This window comes from Avibacterium sp. 20-126 (assembly GCF_044358625.1).
Classification (GTDB): Bacteria; Pseudomonadota; Gammaproteobacteria; order Enterobacterales; family Pasteurellaceae; genus Avibacterium.
Genome location: NZ_CP091457.1, coordinates 2334138 through 2351521, shown reverse-complemented (window position 1 = coordinate 2351521; position 17384 = coordinate 2334138). Strand labels below are relative to the sequence as shown.

At 39.7% G+C, this 17384-nt stretch carries 16 protein-coding genes; 9 read left to right on the top strand and 7 right to left on the bottom strand.

Going from position 1 to position 17384, the window contains the following annotated elements:
* Positions 1 to 229 precede the first annotated feature (229 nt).
* The 4 genes from aroE to L4F91_RS11150 are packed head-to-tail and all read right to left on the bottom strand — an operon-like array spanning position 230 to position 2780.
* Positions 230 to 1033 carry a shikimate dehydrogenase gene (gene aroE / locus L4F91_RS11165; RefSeq protein WP_395896516.1) on the bottom strand — a complete coding sequence of 268 codons (804 nt, stop codon included), beginning with the start codon at positions 1031 to 1033 and terminating at the stop codon, positions 230 to 232.
* Positions 1034 to 1044: 11 nt separating this feature from the next.
* Positions 1045 to 1608: a Sua5/YciO/YrdC/YwlC family protein gene (locus L4F91_RS11160; RefSeq protein WP_395896514.1), complete on the bottom strand. Its 564-nt coding sequence runs from the start codon at positions 1606 to 1608 to the stop codon at positions 1045 to 1047.
* Positions 1601 to 2164 (bottom strand): topoisomerase DNA-binding C4 zinc finger domain-containing protein, encoded by a 564-nt coding sequence (locus L4F91_RS11155; RefSeq protein WP_395896512.1) that lies wholly within the window; start codon positions 2162 to 2164, stop codon positions 1601 to 1603. The genes L4F91_RS11160 and L4F91_RS11155 overlap by 8 nt, the downstream gene beginning before the upstream one ends.
* Positions 2157 to 2780: a Maf family protein gene (locus L4F91_RS11150; RefSeq protein WP_395896510.1), complete on the bottom strand. Its 624-nt coding sequence runs from the start codon at positions 2778 to 2780 to the stop codon at positions 2157 to 2159. The genes L4F91_RS11155 and L4F91_RS11150 overlap by 8 nt, the downstream gene beginning before the upstream one ends.
* 154 nt (positions 2781 to 2934) lie before the next feature.
* Between L4F91_RS11150 and rmuC the strand changes: the two genes are divergently transcribed.
* Both rmuC and L4F91_RS11140 read left to right on the top strand, forming a co-directional pair.
* A complete protein-coding gene (gene rmuC / locus L4F91_RS11145) occupies positions 2935 to 4554 on the top strand; it encodes a DNA recombination protein RmuC (RefSeq protein ID WP_395896508.1) in 1620 nt (539 codons plus the stop codon).
* Positions 4555 to 4622: 68 nt separating this feature from the next.
* Positions 4623 to 5174 carry a TIGR00645 family protein gene (locus L4F91_RS11140; RefSeq protein ID WP_395896506.1) on the top strand — a complete coding sequence of 184 codons (552 nt, stop codon included), beginning with the start codon at positions 4623 to 4625 and terminating at the stop codon, positions 5172 to 5174.
* Between the two features lie 146 nt (positions 5175 to 5320).
* Here L4F91_RS11140 and mutS read toward each other — a convergent pair whose 3' ends face one another.
* Complete coding sequence (gene mutS, locus L4F91_RS11135) at positions 5321 to 7894, bottom strand: DNA mismatch repair protein MutS (protein WP_395896504.1); 2574 nt, start codon at positions 7892 to 7894, stop codon at positions 5321 to 5323.
* Positions 7895 to 8201: 307 nt separating this feature from the next.
* On the opposite strand from mutS, the gene recA reads away from it, so the two are divergent.
* Complete coding sequence (gene recA / locus L4F91_RS11130; RefSeq protein ID WP_250351622.1) at positions 8202 to 9269, top strand: recombinase RecA; 1068 nt, start codon at positions 8202 to 8204, stop codon at positions 9267 to 9269.
* A 108-nt stretch (positions 9270 to 9377) separates the two neighbouring features.
* Here the strand turns inward: recA and L4F91_RS11125 are convergent, their stop codons facing one another.
* A complete protein-coding gene (locus tag L4F91_RS11125; RefSeq protein WP_395896502.1) occupies positions 9378 to 9575 on the bottom strand; it encodes a hypothetical protein in 198 nt (65 codons plus the stop codon).
* Positions 9576 to 9882: 307 nt separating this feature from the next.
* Here L4F91_RS11125 and recX point away from each other — a divergent pair, with 307 nt between their 5' ends.
* The 6 genes from recX (at position 9883) to L4F91_RS11095 (ending at position 16304) form a co-directional block, all read left to right on the top strand.
* Entirely contained in the window at positions 9883 to 10341 is a 459-nt protein-coding gene (gene recX, locus L4F91_RS11120) for a recombination regulator RecX (protein WP_395896500.1), read from the top strand.
* Between the two features lie 136 nt (positions 10342 to 10477).
* Complete coding sequence (proS, locus tag L4F91_RS11115) at positions 10478 to 12193, top strand: proline--tRNA ligase (RefSeq protein WP_250363822.1); 1716 nt, start codon at positions 10478 to 10480, stop codon at positions 12191 to 12193.
* Between the two features lie 173 nt (positions 12194 to 12366).
* A complete protein-coding gene (gene trmB, locus L4F91_RS11110) occupies positions 12367 to 13119 on the top strand; it encodes a tRNA (guanosine(46)-N7)-methyltransferase TrmB (RefSeq protein WP_395896497.1) in 753 nt (250 codons plus the stop codon).
* 29 nt (positions 13120 to 13148) lie between these two features.
* The gene (locus tag L4F91_RS11105; RefSeq protein WP_250351277.1) at positions 13149 to 13487 is read left to right on the top strand and encodes a YggL family protein; all 339 of its coding nucleotides are present in this window, start codon (positions 13149 to 13151) and stop codon (positions 13485 to 13487) included.
* 546 nt (positions 13488 to 14033) lie between these two features.
* Positions 14034 to 15515, top strand: a complete 1482-nt coding sequence (ilvC, locus tag L4F91_RS11100) for a ketol-acid reductoisomerase (protein WP_395896495.1) — start codon at positions 14034 to 14036, stop codon at positions 15513 to 15515.
* A 156-nt stretch (positions 15516 to 15671) separates the two neighbouring features.
* Positions 15672 to 16304, top strand: coding sequence for a tellurite resistance TerB family protein (locus L4F91_RS11095; protein WP_395896493.1), 633 nt, complete (start codon positions 15672 to 15674; stop codon positions 16302 to 16304).
* 139 nt (positions 16305 to 16443) lie between these two features.
* Here the strand turns inward: L4F91_RS11095 and mazG are convergent, their stop codons facing one another.
* Positions 16444 to 17235 carry a nucleoside triphosphate pyrophosphohydrolase gene (gene mazG, locus L4F91_RS11090; RefSeq protein ID WP_395896491.1) on the bottom strand — a complete coding sequence of 264 codons (792 nt, stop codon included), beginning with the start codon at positions 17233 to 17235 and terminating at the stop codon, positions 16444 to 16446.
* Positions 17236 to 17384: the final 149 nt, after the last annotated feature.

Genomic DNA, 17384 nt, shown 5'->3' with positions numbered 1-17384 from the left:
TTGAACTAAACTAGTTTTTTGTTTTGTAAATCTGTTTGTTTTTAGTTTGATATACTTATTTGGGTGGATTGATAAATAATCGTGCTAAAAATGGCAACATATTGCCGAATAAAAAACTAGTAGAAAAATTCAAAAAATTTTATAAAAAATGACCGCACTTTTCTTTATCTTTCCGCCATAAAAACAAACCTCGCCTATTTAGCGAGGTATTTTATTCGGTTTAATCGGATTAAAGGCATTTTAGCAAGGGCGTTATGTCGGGCATTACCCCTCGCCATAAATAAAAGGCGTGGGCAGCTTGACCAACAAGCATTCCAAAGCCATCGCTATAATGTTGTACACCTTGCTGTTTAGCAAGAGCAATAAAGGGCGTGTCTTCGCCTTTGCTGTATTGCATATCATACACCGCACCTGCTTGTTGCAAAATGGTTGGAGCAATGGCTACGGTTTGACCTTGTAAGCCTAAAGAAGTGGCATTGATAATAAGATCAAATTTTTGCACGGGAATATCAGTAAGGGTACAACCTTGAATATTGCCGTAGGCGTTGAATTTTTCCGCTAATTCCGTTGCTTTAGCTAAGGTGCGGTTAGCCAGCAAAATATTTTGTTTTGCTTGTAATAGGGGGAAGAGTACGCCTTTGGTTGCGCCACCTGCGCCTAAAATGAGTACTGATTGTTGCGGTTTGAGCCAGCCTAAGCGTTGTAAATCGCTCACCAAGCCTGCACCGTCTGTGTTGTCAGCATAAAGTGTACCGTCGGGTAATTTTTTCAGCGTATTACAGGCAGTGGCGAGCAAACAACGTTCACTATGTTGATCCGCCAATTGAAATGCGCGCTCTTTGAATGGGGCAGTGATATTGCAACCTTTTGCCCCTTCAGCAAAAAAGCCGAGGAGTTGTTGTTCAAAGTGTTGTTCATCACCGAGCATTGCCACATAGTCTAATGTTTGCTGAGTTTGTTGGGCAAAAATTTGGTGAATTTGCGGTGATTTGCTTTGAGCAATGGGATTTCCCCAAACAGCATATTTATCCATAAAAATCCTTATTAACCTTGACGGAAAAGTTGTTGTGTAAACAGATCGCGTATTTCTGAAGGGTTCGTTGCGTTTCCCACCGCCATTTCTAACACAGGAAAGTGTTCACCAAATTGGGCTTTCACGGCTTGATAGGTGCGACAAGGCGGTAATCCGGTTAAATTGGCACTGGTGGAGGTGAGTGCAAAGCCCGCTTGTTCGCAGAGCTGTTTTACCGCAGGGTGATCGCTAATACGAACGGCAATGGTAGAAAATTGTCCCGTGAGAAATTTCGGTGTTGTTGGCTTTGCCGGTACCACCCACGTGGTTGGGTGATCATAATGGGCATTCAAGCGTTGCCAGTGCGTTTCATTAATCTTACGTTCATCAATAAAAGGCAGCAGAAAATCTAACTGCGGTGCGATTAAAATCAACCCTTTTTCCACAGGACGCTGTTTTAAAAGCAATAATTTTTGCACCGCACTTTCACTGAGAGGATTACAGCCCAAGCCAAACACCGCTTCAGTGGGGTAGGCGATGACTTCATTTTGTTTTAATAGCTCAACGAGTTGAGCGATATTCTGTTCGTTATTCATTGTCTGTTTCAAATTGATGACGACACGCTTTGTTGGCACATAACCAAATGCGACGCAAAGTGCGGTCGGTTTTTTCTTCTTTTTTCAGCGTACTTATCGGATAACCACATTGAGGACAAGGCACTGCATAGGGTTGGCTGGCAAGGGTAAATTTACATTTTGGAAACTGATTACAGCCATAAAACACCTTGCCTTGGCGTCCGCGTCGTGGCACAAGGCTACCCTTTCCACAAGCAGGACAAGGCAGATGCTCTTGTTCGGGTTCAAGCTCTTCGTGAACGATATAATCACATTGCGGATAATCACTACACCCGATGAACATACCAAATTGCCCTTGTTTTAATTGTAAAAAATGACCGCACTTTGGACAATGTTGGTCTAATTCTTTCAAGACTTTTGTTTCGTGAGTGGGGTGTAAAGGCTTGATAAAATCGCATTGTGGGTAGGCACTGCAACCTAAAAATAACCCTTTTTTGCCTTTTTTAATTTGTAATAGCGAACCACATTGTGGGCAATGTTCGTCGTGTTTGCTGGCTTGAAATAGGCTTTTACTCATCACATTTCTCACTTGATGCGAATAAACTTATCCCAACTTGGCGAAGCAATTGGGCGGTTTCAAACACGGGCAACCCCATCACACCGCTAAAACTGCCATCAATACGCGAAATAAATAGTCCACCTAGCCCTTGAATCCCATAAGCCCCCGCTTTATCCATTGGCTCACCAGTGGCGATATAAGCCAAAATATCTTGCTTAGTCAATGGGCTAAAGGTAACTTGGCTAGTTTGTACAAGGCTATGGATTTGATTAGGCAAACTGACACACACAGCAGTTAGCACTTGGTGCGTTTTACCTGAAAGCAAGCTAAGCATTTGTACCGCTTGGGCTTCATCTTGTGGCTTGCCTAAAATTTCCCCATCGCAAACCACGCTAGTATCTGCGGATAAAATAGGTAAGTGCGGTACAAAATTAGCACGTTTTTCAAGTTGTTGGCGTGCGGCGTGATTTTTCTCTTGCGCCATTCTGCGTACATAATCCGCAGGCAGTTCATCGGCATTTGGGGTTTCATCAATATCCGCATTAAAGATTTCCACTTCCAGCCCCAACTGTTGTAACAGTTGTAAACGGCGAGGGCTTTGCGAGGCAAGATAAAGTTGAGGTTGTTTTGACATTTTTTCCGCTGATTAAACAAAAATTGCATTATACTTTATTATAGTTCTGTAAAGATTTCATCTGAAAAATCTACCGCACTTTGTTTGATTGATGATCTTAATTTGAACGAAGAAAAAAGCGCGGGGAAAATTTTGTTAATTTTTAGGAAAAATAATGATCGAATTTACACAATCTCAATGGCTTGGGATAACCGTCCTATTGCTTATTTTATCCTTGGTGCTGTTTTTTATTAGCACTAAATATCAACGAGATAAGCAACAACTTGCCCAAGAACTGAATAAAAACGTCAATGATTTTAACCTGTTATTGGAAAAGTATGAAGCCTTGTCGCAACTGCGTTACCAGCTTGAGCAGGACAGCGTGAAAGCGCAAACACGCGCGGAAGGGTTGCAAACACGACTGAATGAACGTGATGAAAAAATCCAATATTTACAACAAGAATTGGACGAAGAACAAGCTCGCCACGGAAATATTGCAGAGAAAATCACAAGCCTTAAAGAGCAATTTGGTATCGCCACTGCACAAGTGCATAGCTTACAACATCAGTTAAATCAAAGTCGTGCAGAATTAAAAAGCAAGCAGCAGGAGTATGCCGATTTAAACGAAAAATCCACCGCACTTTTACAACAATTTACTGAACTCAAAACCACGTTAGCGGAAAAAGAAAAACATTTTACTCAACAACAGGAAGATTTTGTTAAAACAAAACAGCAACTTAGCGTTGAATTTCAAAATTTGGCGAATCGTATTTTGGAAGAAAAAAGCCAAAAGTTCGATCAAACCAATCAAGCCAGCCTTGATGCGTTGTTAAAGCCATTCCGTGAGCAAATTGAAGGTTTCCAAAAACGCGTAAATGAAATTCATTCGGAATCCTTAAAGGGCAATGCCAGCCTTGAAAGTGAAATTAAAAAAGTGTTAGATGTGGGACTTACGATGTCGCAAGAGGCGAATAATCTCACTTCTGCTTTAAAAGGGGAAAAGAAAACGCTAGGCAATTGGGGGGAAATTCAGCTTGAACGCGCCTTGCAATTAGCGGGCTTGGTAGAAAATGATCACTATAAAGCACAAGATCATTTCCGCAATGCAGAAGGCAAATCGAATTATCCTGATTTTGTGGTGTATTTACCTGATAACAAACATTTAATTATTGATAGCAAAATGTCCCTTGTTGCCTATGAAAATGCGGTCAGTGCGGACAATGAGCAAAGCCAACAGCAATTTTTGCGTGAACACCACAAGGCGATCAAAAATCATATTGATGAGCTATCACGCAAGGATTACAGCAATTTAATTGGCGTGCATAGCCCTAATTTTGTGCTGATGTTTATTGCGGTTGAGCCAGCTTACATTGAGGCAATGAAACAGGATAGCAATTTGTTTAATTATGCCTATGAAAAAAATGTCATTTTAGTTTCTCACACCACCTTAATGCCGATTTTACGCACTGTTGCAAATTTATGGCGGATTGAACGAGGTAATGCGGAAGCACGAGAAATCAGTGGTAAGGCGGGGGATATTTATAACCAAATGTGCTTGGTGGCAGAACGTCTTGCTAAATTGGGAAATAGCTTGGCAACGGTAAGCGGGCATTATAATCACGCCGTTACCGCCTTTGCTGGGCAACAAGGTTTAGCGGGAAAAATTGAGCGATTTAAAGATTTCTCTGCCAAAGCTAACAAAGTGATGCCACAGGTTGAGCTATTACACAATGATCTTGATTTAGCGAAACTCAGCGCAATTTCAGCGGATCAGATTAAACCCGAAAATCATTGATATTTTGGTAAAAAACAGGTAATTTCATCGCCCACATAAAATGATGAAGGAACGAAGAGTAAACACAGATGGAACATCAATCTATGACATCAAAAGAATCGGTAAAATATAGAACCCCCGTCATATTTAGCCAAATTATTTTTGCTAGCCGCTGGTTACAATTACCCATTTATCTCGGCTTAATTGTCGTACAAGGGATTTATGCCTATAAATTTATGAAATCGCTATGGGAACTTATCTCAAATTTGCAAGAGCTAGATTCCAACGCCATTATGCTTTCCGTGTTAAATTTAATTGATGTGGTAATGATTGCGAATTTATTGGTTATGGTGATCGTAGGCGGTTATGAAATTTTCGTTTCTAAGCTACACACAGAAGGGCATCCTGATGAGCCTGAATGGCTAAGCCACGTTAATGCTTCCGTGTTGAAAGTAAAACTTTCTATGTCAATTATCAGTATTTCCTCTATTCATATGCTACAAACTTTCGTCAATGCAGCAAATATGCCAGAAGAAACGATGAAGTGGCAATTATTGCTCCATTTAGGCTTTTTGGTTTCTGCCATCGCAATGGCTTATACCGATAAAATTCTGTATAGCACCAGCCATAAAAATCATTAATTTTTCCTTTTTTGCTGGGGCTTGCAACCTGCTAAGGCGATGAGCAAAAAATAGGTAGGGCGTTTAAGTTTAAGCATTTAAATCAGGGGCGTGGAAGAACGCCCCTTTCTTTTTCTTGTGGCGATGCTGCGCTAGCGAAATGTGTATTAGACCATTTTCTTTAATTGATACAAATAGGCTAAGGCTTGTTTTGGTGTCATTTCATCAGGATCGAGATTTTCTAACATTTTTAGCACCGCACTTTGATTTTCCTCTTCGTCTATCAAATGCAATTCGCCTTGTAATTGCTGATTTATCGGATTGGTTAAGTGCGGTGTATTTTCTGATAATTTTTCTAATTGGGTTAATTTTTGCTTCGCTAATTTTATTACGGCTTTGGGAACACCTGCCAGTGCGGCCACCGCTAAGCCGTAACTTTTACTTGCCGCTCCTTCTTGCACTGCGTGCATAAAGGCGATGGTGTCGTTATGTTCCACCGCATCTAAATGCACATTGGCGATCCCTTTTAACTGCTCAGGCAAGACGGTAAGCTCAAAATAATGGGTGGCAAATAAGGTGAGTGAACGGACTTTTTGTGCCAGCCATTCCGCACAAGCCCACGCAAGAGAAAGTCCATCATAGGTGGATGTGCCGCGTCCAATTTCATCAATAAGTACTAAGCTGTTTGCGGTGGCTTGGTGCAAAATATTTGCCATTTCTGTCATTTCAACCATAAAGGTTGAACGCCCTGATGCAAGATCATCTGAAGCACCAATACGCGTGAAAATGCGGTCAAGCGGTCCAATCACCGCACTTTCTGCTGGCACGAAAGAGCCTATATAAGCCATTAATGCAATCAATGCGGTTTGACGCATATAGGTACTTTTTCCCCCCATATTCGGCCCTGTTATGATCAATAAATGGCGATTAGCACTCAGATTTACTGGGTTTGCAATAAAAGGGCTTTTTGATACCTGCTCCACCACAGGGTGGCGACCATTTTCGATATTCACGCCGATTTCATCACTAAAAGTGGGGGCAACATAGTTTAGGGTTTCCGCTCTTTCAGCCAAGTTGGTGAGCACATCTAGCTCTGCTAAAGCAAGGCTCGCCAACTGCAATGCACCTAAGTGCGGTAATAATTCATCAAAAATTTGCTCATAAAGTTGCTTTTCCAGAGCAAGGGAAGCCCCTTTTGCCTTCAGTACTTTATCTTCATAGGTTTTTAATTCGGGAATAATGTAACGTTCCGCATTTTTTAAAGTTTGACGGCGTACATAATGAATGGGGGCTTTGTGTGCTTGCCCTTGAGGAATTTGAATATAGTAGCCGTGTACGGCATTAAAGCCAATTTTCAGGCTATCAATCCCAGTAGTTTCTCGTTCTCGTTGTTCCAGTTCTTCCAAATAACGGGTTGCACCGTCAGAAAGGGCGCGCCATTCATCAAGCTCTGCATTAAATCCTTCCGCAATCACGCCACCATCGCGAATTAATAAAGGCGGATTTTCAATAATCGCGCGTTCTAATAAATCTAATTGTGGTGAAAAGTCGGCAATCTGTTGAGAAAATGCGGTAAATTGCGGACAGTTTTGTTGATTAAGATAATGTTGAATGGCGGGAATTTGTGCCAATGCCGTACGTAAACGAGTGAGATCTCTTGGTCGTGCTGAACGCAATGCCACGCGTGCTAAAATACGTTCCATATCCCCGACTTGTTGTAAGTGCGGTTGAAATTCTGCGATTAAATTTTGCTGTAAAATTTGGCTAATGGTCTGTTGGCGTAAGGTTAATTTTTCACGATCACGAATGGGTTGGTGAATCCAACGCTTCAACAAACGACTACCCATTGGTGTTACGCATTTATCTAATACAGAAGCTAATGTATGTTCTGTGCCACCAGCAAGATTTTGCGTAAGCTCTAGGTTTCTTCTTGTTGCGGCATCTAACTGAATATTATCGGTATTTTGCAGTAAACTCAGACTTTGAATATGAGGTAACGCGGTTCGTTGGGTCTCTTTTGCATATTGTAATAAACAGCCCGCTGAACAAAGTCCAAGCACCGCTTTTTCTACGCCAAACGCGCGCAAATCTTGCGTACCAAATTGACGATTGAGTTGTTCAATTGCGGTTTTTAATTCAAATTCCCAAACAGGGCGACGGCGTAAGCCTTTCATATTTTCAATTAAGTGAAATGCCTCAAAATCTTCACAATATAAGAGTTCAACAGGTTGAATACGTTGTAATTCTGCTTGTAAGCTCTCTTTACTTGCTGGCTCACTTAACTGAAAACGTCCTGAGGTCATATCTAATGTTGCCAACCCAAACTTGTCTTTTTCCTGATAAACAGCGGCAATCAGATTATCCTGACGTTCAGGTAGTAATGCTTCATCACTGATTGTTCCGGGGGTAACAATGCGTACAATTTGACGTTCTACCGGCCCTTTTGCTATGGTAGGATCGCCAACTTGCTCACAAATCGCCACACTTTCGCCTAGCTGAACTAATTTTGCTAAATAACCTTCCACCGCGTGATAGGGTACGCCTGCCATTGGAATCGGTTGCCCTGCTGACTGCCCACGTTTAGTTAAGGAAATATCCAACAATGCCGCCGCTTTTTTAGCATCATCATAAAATAATTCATAAAAATCCCCCATTCGGTAAAACAACAAAATCTCTGGGTTTTCCGCCTTTAAGCGTAAATATTGCTGCATCATTGGGGTGTGTTGTTCAAAATTAGTCATCAGGTTTACTCAATCTGTTATTTTCAATTTGAGCAAATTATAACGAAATTTTTCTTATTTGATACTGTACGAATTATTTTACTGCCAGCAATTAATTCGCTTTATTTTTTTCATGCCTTTAACCTCATTAGGTTGCTGTATAAAAAGTCTTATTTGGAATACACCTCACAAAATAGAAAAAAGATCAAAATTTTACTTGATACTGTATATCAATACAGCTATATTATGCAGCAATTCTGATGATGAATTTATAAGGATAAGCAAAATGGCTAAAGAAGAGAAAGCGAAAAAAAGCGAGAAACCACAAATTACCACTCAAGAAGAAAAACAAAAAGCGCTTGCGGCTGCACTTGGTCAAATTGAAAAGCAATTTGGTAAAGGGTCTATTATGAAATTGGGTGAAACCCAAGAATTAGATATTGAATCTATTTCTACAGGATCTCTTGGTTTAGATATCGCCTTAGGTATTGGTGGTTTGCCAATGGGGCGTATCGTAGAAATTTATGGGCCAGAATCTTCAGGAAAAACCACATTAACCCTTTCTGTTATTGCACAAGCACAAAAATTGGGTAAGACCTGTGCTTTCATTGATGCAGAACACGCGTTAGATCCTATCTATGCGGCAAAACTCGGGGTTGATGTAAAAGAATTGCTCGTTTCTCAACCAGATAATGGTGAAGAAGCATTAGAAATTTGTGATGCCTTGGTTCGTTCTGGTGCGATTGAAGTGGTGATTGTGGACTCTGTCGCTGCACTTACACCAAAAGCAGAAATTGAAGGAGATATGGGCGATGCACACGTTGGTTTACAAGCGCGCTTAATGTCGCAAGCCTTGCGTAAACTAACGGGGCAAATCAAAAACTCAAACTGTTTGGTGATTTTTATCAACCAAATTCGTATGAAAATTGGTGTAATGTTTGGTAACCCAGAAACCACTACGGGTGGTAACGCATTAAAATTCTATTCTTCTGTGCGTCTAGATATTCGTCGAGTAGGTGCAGTAAAAGATGGTGATGAAATCATCGGTAATGAAACACGTGTCAAAGTGGTGAAAAATAAAGTGGCGCCACCATTCCGTCAAGTGGATTTCCAAATCCTTTATGGTGAAGGAATTTCACGCAACGGTGAATTAATTGAATTAGGTGTAAAACACAAATTAGTTGATAAAGCGGGCGCTTGGTTCTCTTATAACGGTGAAAAAATTGGTCAAGGCAAAGCGAATGCGATGAAATGGTTAGCAGAACACCCTGAACAAGCTCAAGAATTAGAAAATAAATTACGTGAAGAGCTTTTAGCTAATCCAGATAAATCACTCATTGCAGATATTGAAGCCGATCAAAATGCAGAGATGGCAGAAATAGATTCTGAATTTTAAACCTTTCGATTAAGTAATATTAAAAAAGTGCGGTAATTTTTGACCGCACTTTTTCTAAATATAATTGACCTATATCTTCGTTTTTCATAACATTCCCCTTTCAGATCTTTATTTTTTACCATTTTTTAAATCCCTATAAATCTTTTTAAAATTTGCTTGAGCCTCCCAATATTCGGGCTTATGTACTCCCAACAAAAACAAAAAAAATAACTGAATTACGACTAAAATAATTACGACCTTAGGAACAATTAACAACGATAAAATAAAAATTATTAATGGTAAACCGGCAAAAAGTACAGCAAACATAATTCCCCCTATCTGTTTTTATTCATTATAATCATCTATGCAGATGATGCTCGGTGCGTTTTCTATGCGGTCGCGATCTGGGCGATTATAATTCATTTCCCACAGATATTCTAGTCTTCGGCTTGTTAATCCGGTTTTCCTCAATTTGTCAAGTTCGTATTTTATTATATTTTGGGCATCCTTAAATTTTGCTTTAAAACTTTTATTATTATAAAGCCCCTTGTTTTTTGCTAGTATTTGTTCCGCCTCATTAATTTTAGTAAAATCAATAACTTTATTTAACATATTAATAATAAAGCGAGGAAAAATGACTTCATTGGCGTTAAATTATGTGGTGAACTTACTTGCTCGTCGTGAATATAGCGAATATGAATTACGTTGTAAAATGCAAGAAAAAGCCTTCAGTGAAGAGGAAATTGAACAGGCTTTGGCTTTTTGTCAGGAAAAAAATTGGCAAAGTGATCGCCGTTTTACAGAAAATTATTTACATTACCGATCACAAAAAGGCTATGGATTAAACCGCATTAAGCAAGAGCTTACTCAATTAAAAGGGATTTCATCAGAGACGTTAAATGATGTCCTTGCTGAAACGGAGATTAATTGGCCTGAGATTGCACAGATTGTTTTACGCAAAAAATTTCCTCAGTACGCCCAACAACAAGATTTTAAAATGAAACAAAAAATCTGGCGTTATATGCTTTCACACGGTTTTCAACGTGAAGAATTTGCTGATTTAGTCGGTGCGGGAGAAGACGATTTTTACTGAAAGAAATAAGATTGACTCAGCGCCTTTCCTTTGCTACAAAATATTTGCACAAATAGCCCTTTCTTCTTTGAGTGAACCTCACTCAATGATAAACTAACGCCAATTTTTTCTTAAATAATGAATATAGGAAACAACAATGCGAGCGAGTCGATATTTATTTGCTACTTTAAAAGAAACCCCAAATGATGCACAGGTGGTAAGCCATCAATTAATGCTACGTGCTGGAATGGTACGCCCTTTAGCTTCAGGGCTTTATAACTGGCTACCAACAGGGTTGCGCGTACTCAAAAAAGTGGAAAATATTGTACGTGAAGAAATGAATAAAAGTGGTGCAATTGAAGTAGAAATGCCCGTTGTTCAACCCGCTGAATTATGGCAAGAATCCCAACGTTGGGAACAATATGGCCCAGAATTATTACGCTTTCAGGATCGTGGGCAACGTGATTTCGTCCTTGGCCCAACCCACGAAGAAGTGATTACGGATTTAGTTCGCCGTGAAGTGAGTTCTTATAAACAACTTCCGCTTAATTTATACCAAATTCAAACCAAATTCCGTGATGAAGTGCGTCCACGTTTTGGGGTAATGCGCGGTCGCGAATTTTTAATGAAAGATGCCTATTCTTTCCACACAACAAAAGAAAGTTTGCAAGAAACCTATGAGGTGATGTACCAAACTTACAGCAACATTTTTACCCGTTTAGGTTTAGATTTCCGTGCTGTTCAGGCGGATACGGGTTCTATCGGTGGGAGTGCCTCGCACGAATTCCAAGTGCTAGCACAAAGTGGCGAAGATGATATCGTGTTTTCTACAGAATCTGATTTTGCAGCGAATATTGAACTCGCAGAAGCAGTCGCTCAAGGTGAACGAGCCGTTCCAACATTAGCAATGGAATTAATTGATACGCCTAATGCCAAAACAATCAATGAACTTGTTGAGCAATTTAATGTGCCAATAGAAAAAACCGTGAAAACGCTGATTGTCAAAGGTGCAAATGACGCTCAACCATTGATTGCGTTAATTATCCGTGGCGATCACAATTTGAACGAAATCAAAGCACAAAAATTAGCACAAGTGGCTGATCCTCTCGAATTTGCTGATGAAGCTGATATTAAAGCGAAAATTGGTGCAAGTGTTGGTTCTCTTGGGCCTGTAAATTTACCGATCCCAGCCATTATTGATCGTAGTGTGGCATTAATGAGTGATTTCTCAGCTGGCGCAAATATTGATGGCAAACATTATTTTAATATCAACTGGGAACGTGATGTGCCAATGCCAGAAATTGCAGATTTGCGCAATGTAGTAGAAGGTGATCCTAGCCCAGATGGTAAAGGGTCATTATTAATCAAACGTGGTATTGAAGTAGGGCATATTTTCCAACTGGGTACAAAATATTCTGAAGCAATGAAAGCCACTGTACAAGGCGAAGACGGTCGCCCACAAACGATGATTATGGGCTGTTACGGCATTGGCGTGAGCCGTGTGGTTGCTGCTGCGATTGAACAAAGCCACGATGAGCGTGGAATTATTTGGCCAACAGATGCCATTGCACCGTTTACCGTTGCTATCGTCCCAATGAATATGCACAAATCAGAAAGCGTGCAAGAATTTGCAGAAAATTTGTACCGCACTTTACTTGCTGAAGGAATTGAAGTGATTTTTGATGATCGTAAAGAACGCCCGGGTGTAATGTTTGCAGATATGGAACTCATTGGTGTACCGCATATGTTAGTGATTGGTGAGAAAAACCTGCAGAATGGTGAAATAGAATACAAAAATCGCCGAACAGGTGAAAAACAGATGATCAACAAAGATCAATTAGTCGAATTTGTGAAACAACAAATCAAATACTAAATAACGGGATTGGGCGGCAAAAGTCGCCCAATTTTTTATAGGGGCAACATTAAAATTTGCATAATATTCCGACCGCACTTTTTCCTTGCGCGATTTTGCCCTAAAACATAGAATAGCCCTCGTAAAAATGAGATTAGCTCATTTTGTAAACGATATTGAGTAGTAGATTTTTAATGACTGAACAACAAACCAGCTTTGCGGATCAAAAACGCAAAACCGTTGAAACCGCTGAATTTACCGCAGATGGACGCTACAAACGTAAAGTGCGTAGTTTTGTATTGCGTACAGGACGATTAAGTGATTTTCAACGTAATATGATGAATGAGAATTGGCCAACTTATGGTTTAGCACATCAAACAGAACCTTTTGATTTTAAACATATTTATGGCAATGATAAGCCCGTTATTTTAGAAATTGGCTTTGGGATGGGAAAATCCCTTGTTGAAATGGCGGAACAACATCCAGATAAAAATTATCTCGGTATTGAAGTGCATACTCCCGGCGTGGGGGCTTGCATTGCTTATGCGGTGGAAAAAAACGTGAAAAATTTACGTGTTATTTGCCACGATGCCACAGAAATTTTACGCGATTGCATTGCAGACAGTAGCCTTGCTGGTTTACAGCTCTTTTTCCCTGATCCTTGGCATAAAGCTAAGCATCACAAACGCCGTATTGTACAGCCAAATTTTGTGCAAACAGTTTGCCAAAAGCTTGTTAGTCAAGGCTTTATTCATATGGCAACAGACTGGGAAAACTATGCAGAACAAATGTTAGACGTGTTGCAAAATAATCCGCAGTTACGCAATACGTCTGCCACCAATGATTATATTCCACGCCCAGAAAGCCGTCCGCTGACGAAGTTTGAACAGCGCGGTCACCGCTTAGGACACGGTGTATGGGATTTATATTTTATTAAAACTGAATAATATCACTCAAATAATACGAGGAGAAAACAATGGCAATTCAACGTAACAGAAGACAACGCAAAAAAATGCACCTTGCCGAATTCCAAGAATTAGGCTTTTTAGTAAACTGGCAATTTCCTGAAAATACGCCAATTGATACAATTGACGAGGTTGTTGATCGTTTTATCAACGAAGTGATTCGCCCAAATGGCTTAGCTTATGAAGGTAGTGGTTATTTGCATTGGGAAGGTTTAGTCTGTTTAGAAAAAATTGGAAAATGTGATGAAAATCACCGCGAGTTAGTGAAAAACTGGTTAGAAACCAATGGATTACAGCAAATTGAAATTAGCGAACTGTTTGATATTTGGTGGGAATATCCAGCAAAATAATGGGATTATAAACAAAGTTTATTTTTTGTTGTTAATAAGCGTATGTAATCCCGTTGCAGATATATTTTGATTTAGGGGAGGATGATTTCTCCCCTTAATGTTATACGGCTTATTAAATTCATCACTATCACCAAAATAATATTATCTACCTTATACTTTTAAGTAAGCCCCCTAGTCAGCACTATTGTATGAGAAAGGGGCTTAAATTGCCTATTTAGCCCATTATTAAAAAACTGGAACTCAATAACGCCAACGTTTTGAGCCTGCTTGCTGATAATCTTTCGGTATTTAAGTTTGATTGTATCTTTGGTTTAGTTGCCGAGTTATAGCCTTTGTAATAATGTTTTTACTTCAAGCCATAAATATACATATTTATTTGCTGTTATTTTTTATTGGATTACCCTCTTTTATAAAGACTATGCTAGATTTTTTGTTGCAAAATATGCAATATTTAATTTTAATAATATCAATTTACGCAATGTAAAGAAACGGTATAATTCCACCACAATAAGTAACAAACACAATATCTCAACATAAGGATACAAAATGGCTAATTATTTCAATACATTAAACTTACGCCAACAATTAGATCAATTAGGTCGTTGTCGTTTTATGGATCGCGAAGAATTTTCTGATGAAGCGAATTTCTTAAAAGGTAAGAAAATTGTTATCGTCGGGTGCGGTGCGCAAGGCTTAAATCAAGGGTTAAATATGCGGGATTCTGGTTTAGATATCAGTTATGCGTTACGCCCAGAAGCCGTTGCAGAAAAACGTGCGTCTTTTCAACGTGCCACTGAAAATGGGTTTAATGTTGGGACTTACCAAGAACTGATTCCAAGTGCCGATTTGGTGATTAATTTAACGCCTGATAAACAGCATAGTAAAGTGATCGCCGATGTGATGGGATTAATGAAAGAAGGTGCGGCACTAGGGTATTCTCACGGGTTAAACATTGTTGAAGTGGGCGAGCAAATTCGTCCAGACATTACCGTTGTGATGGTTGCGCCTAAATGTCCGGGAACTGAAGTGCGTGAAGAATATAAACGTGGTTTTGGCGTACCAACGCTTATTGCCGTTCACCCTGAAAACGATCCAAAAGGTGAAGGTATGGCGATCGCAAAAGCTTGGGCTGCGGCGACAGGTGGACATCGTGCCGGTGTATTAGAATCTTCCTTTGTCGCAGAAGTGAAATCTGATTTAATGGGAGAACAAACCATCCTTTGCGGTATGTTACAAGCGGGGTCAATTCTTTGTTATGACAAATTAGTGGCTGACGGTAAAGATCCTGCTTATGCTGGGAAATTAGTGCAATATGGCTGGGAAACCATCACCGAAGCCTTAAAACAAGGTGGTATCACACTTATGATGGATCGTCTATCCAACAGCGCGAAATTACGTGCCTTTGAACTTGCAGAAGAAATTAAACAAGAGTTGGATTTCTTATTCAAGAAACATATGGACGATATTATCAGCGGTGAATTTTCCCGTGTGATGATGGAAGATTGGGCAAATGGTGATGCTAATTTATTAAAATGGCGTGAAGAAACAGGAAAAACCGCCTTTGAAAATGCACCAAAAGCAGAAGGAATCAAAATCAGCGAACAAGAATATTTTGATAACGGTGTATTAATGGTTGCAATGGTAAAAGCAGGTGTGGAGTTGGCGTTCGATACGATGGTTTCAGCAGGCATCTTTGAAGAATCTGCTTATTATGAGTCCTTACACGAATTACCATTAATCGCAAACACCATTGCACGTAAACGCTTATATGAAATGAATGTGGTTATTTCAGATACAGCAGAATATGGTAACTACCTCTTTGCCAATGTTGCAGCACCAATTTTAGCGAAAACAGTAATGCAACATTTACAACGTGGTGATTTGGGTGAACCAACCCCAACCGTAGAAATTGACAATATCACCTTACGTGATGTGAATGATGCAATCCGCAACCACCCAATTGAGTTAATCGGTCAAGAATTGCGTGGTTATATGACAGATATGAAACGCATTTCTTCACAAGGATAAGTCGTTGCTTGAACTAGAAAGCCAGCATAATTGCTGGCTTTTTTGTTGATAAAAAATGTTATAAAAATGCACCGCACTTTACTAGGTGGCAAAATAAAATGAACTAATTGCTAAATAAATTGCCATATTAAGGAAATAACTATTGAGGAAGTTCTTATGGATTTTAACCAAATTTTAAATCAAGTATTTAACGTTGCTAAAGATCAACTAGGTAAAACAATGAATGGTAATTCCACCGCTGACAAAATTACTAAAGCGGGCGGCGGTGCTGCAGCAATTGGATTGCTTTCTATGATTTTAGGACGTAATGGTGGGGCAAGTCTGACCAAGTTAGGCTCTCTTGCTGCACTTGGTAGCTTGGCATATCAGGCTTATCAACAATATCAACAAAAAAATTCGCAAAATTCTACCGCACTTAGCGAAGAAACCTTTGTCGATACCGCAGAAAAGGCGACTTCAGGACAATTAATTTTACAAACAATGATTGCCGCTGCGGCAGCTGATGGTGCTATTACTGATGAAGAAAAACAAGTCATCATTACTGAGGCAGGGAATGATCCCGAGGGGTATCATTGGTTAGAACAACAAATCAGCCAACCGATTTCTATTGCTCAGATCGCTCAACAAGTCGGCAACGATACCGCATTAGCTTCACAAGTCTATTTGGCTGCCCGTGTCGTGTGCGGTGAGTTAGATCGTAAAGAAATTATCTTTCTAGCCAATCTTGCCACAGCATTAAATCTTGATGATGCTTTAGTTGAACAATTAGAGAAACAAGCGGGTTTCTAATTGCATCAAAGGTCGCTTTTAAATCAAACGGTGCGTTTAACAACACACCGTTTTTGTTTGTCGTCGGATAGATACAATGAAGAAATCATATTCCCTCTTTTCTCGTAGTGTAGAAGAGAGATTGAAGTGCGGTGCTTTTTTAGCAATTTTCTTGTTTTTTCACATCGTCCCACAATAGGTCGAGTTCTGTTAGTGTGCTGCTTTGCAACGATTTACCTTGTTGTTTGACACGCGTTTCTACTTGACGAAAACGACGTTCAAATTTTTGATTCGCTTTGCGTAAGGCTTCTTCTGGGGAGCAATGCAGATGGCGGCTTAAATTCACCACAGCAAAAAGTAAATCACCTATTTCTTCTTCAATTTTTGCTTGTTCTTGTTGTGGACGAGCAAGTTCAGTTTGTACCTCTTGCAGTTCTTCTTGCACTTTAGCCATAACAGGTTGGATGTTATCCCAATCAAAGCCGACTTTTGCACAGCGTTTCTGTAATTTTTCTGCGCGCATTAAGGCGGGGAAGGATTGGGGAACATTATCCAAAATGGATTGGTAGGCTTTGTTTTTATTTTCTTGTGCTTTGATTGTATTCCAATGACGCAGGGCTTCTTGCTCGTTGTGTGCTTTTGCTTCACCGAAAACGTGTGGATGGCGACGCAAAATTTTTTCTGCCACCTCATTGATAACCTCATCAAAGGTGAACAAATTATCTTCTTTGGCAAGTTGGCTGAAAAAGACCACTTGGAGCAATAAATCGCCGAGTTCTTCGCGTAAATTGTCCGTATTTTGTTGTTCGATTGCTTCCACCACTTCATAGCTTTCTTCTAATAAGTGCGGGATCATTGTTTGATAGGTTTGTTCAAGATCCCAAGGGCAACCTCCATTTGGATCACGCAATTTGGCAATGAGTTGTACAAAATCTTGAATAGAATAGTTCATTTTTATCCTTTATTTATCAGGGTTGGCACGCAAGAAATGGGGCGATAATAGCACAATGTTTAGTGGGCTTAAGTAAAAATTTATGGCGAATTGCGATTTTTTTACAAATAAAAATAAATGTTTTTTCTAAAACGTGATCAAGTGCAAAT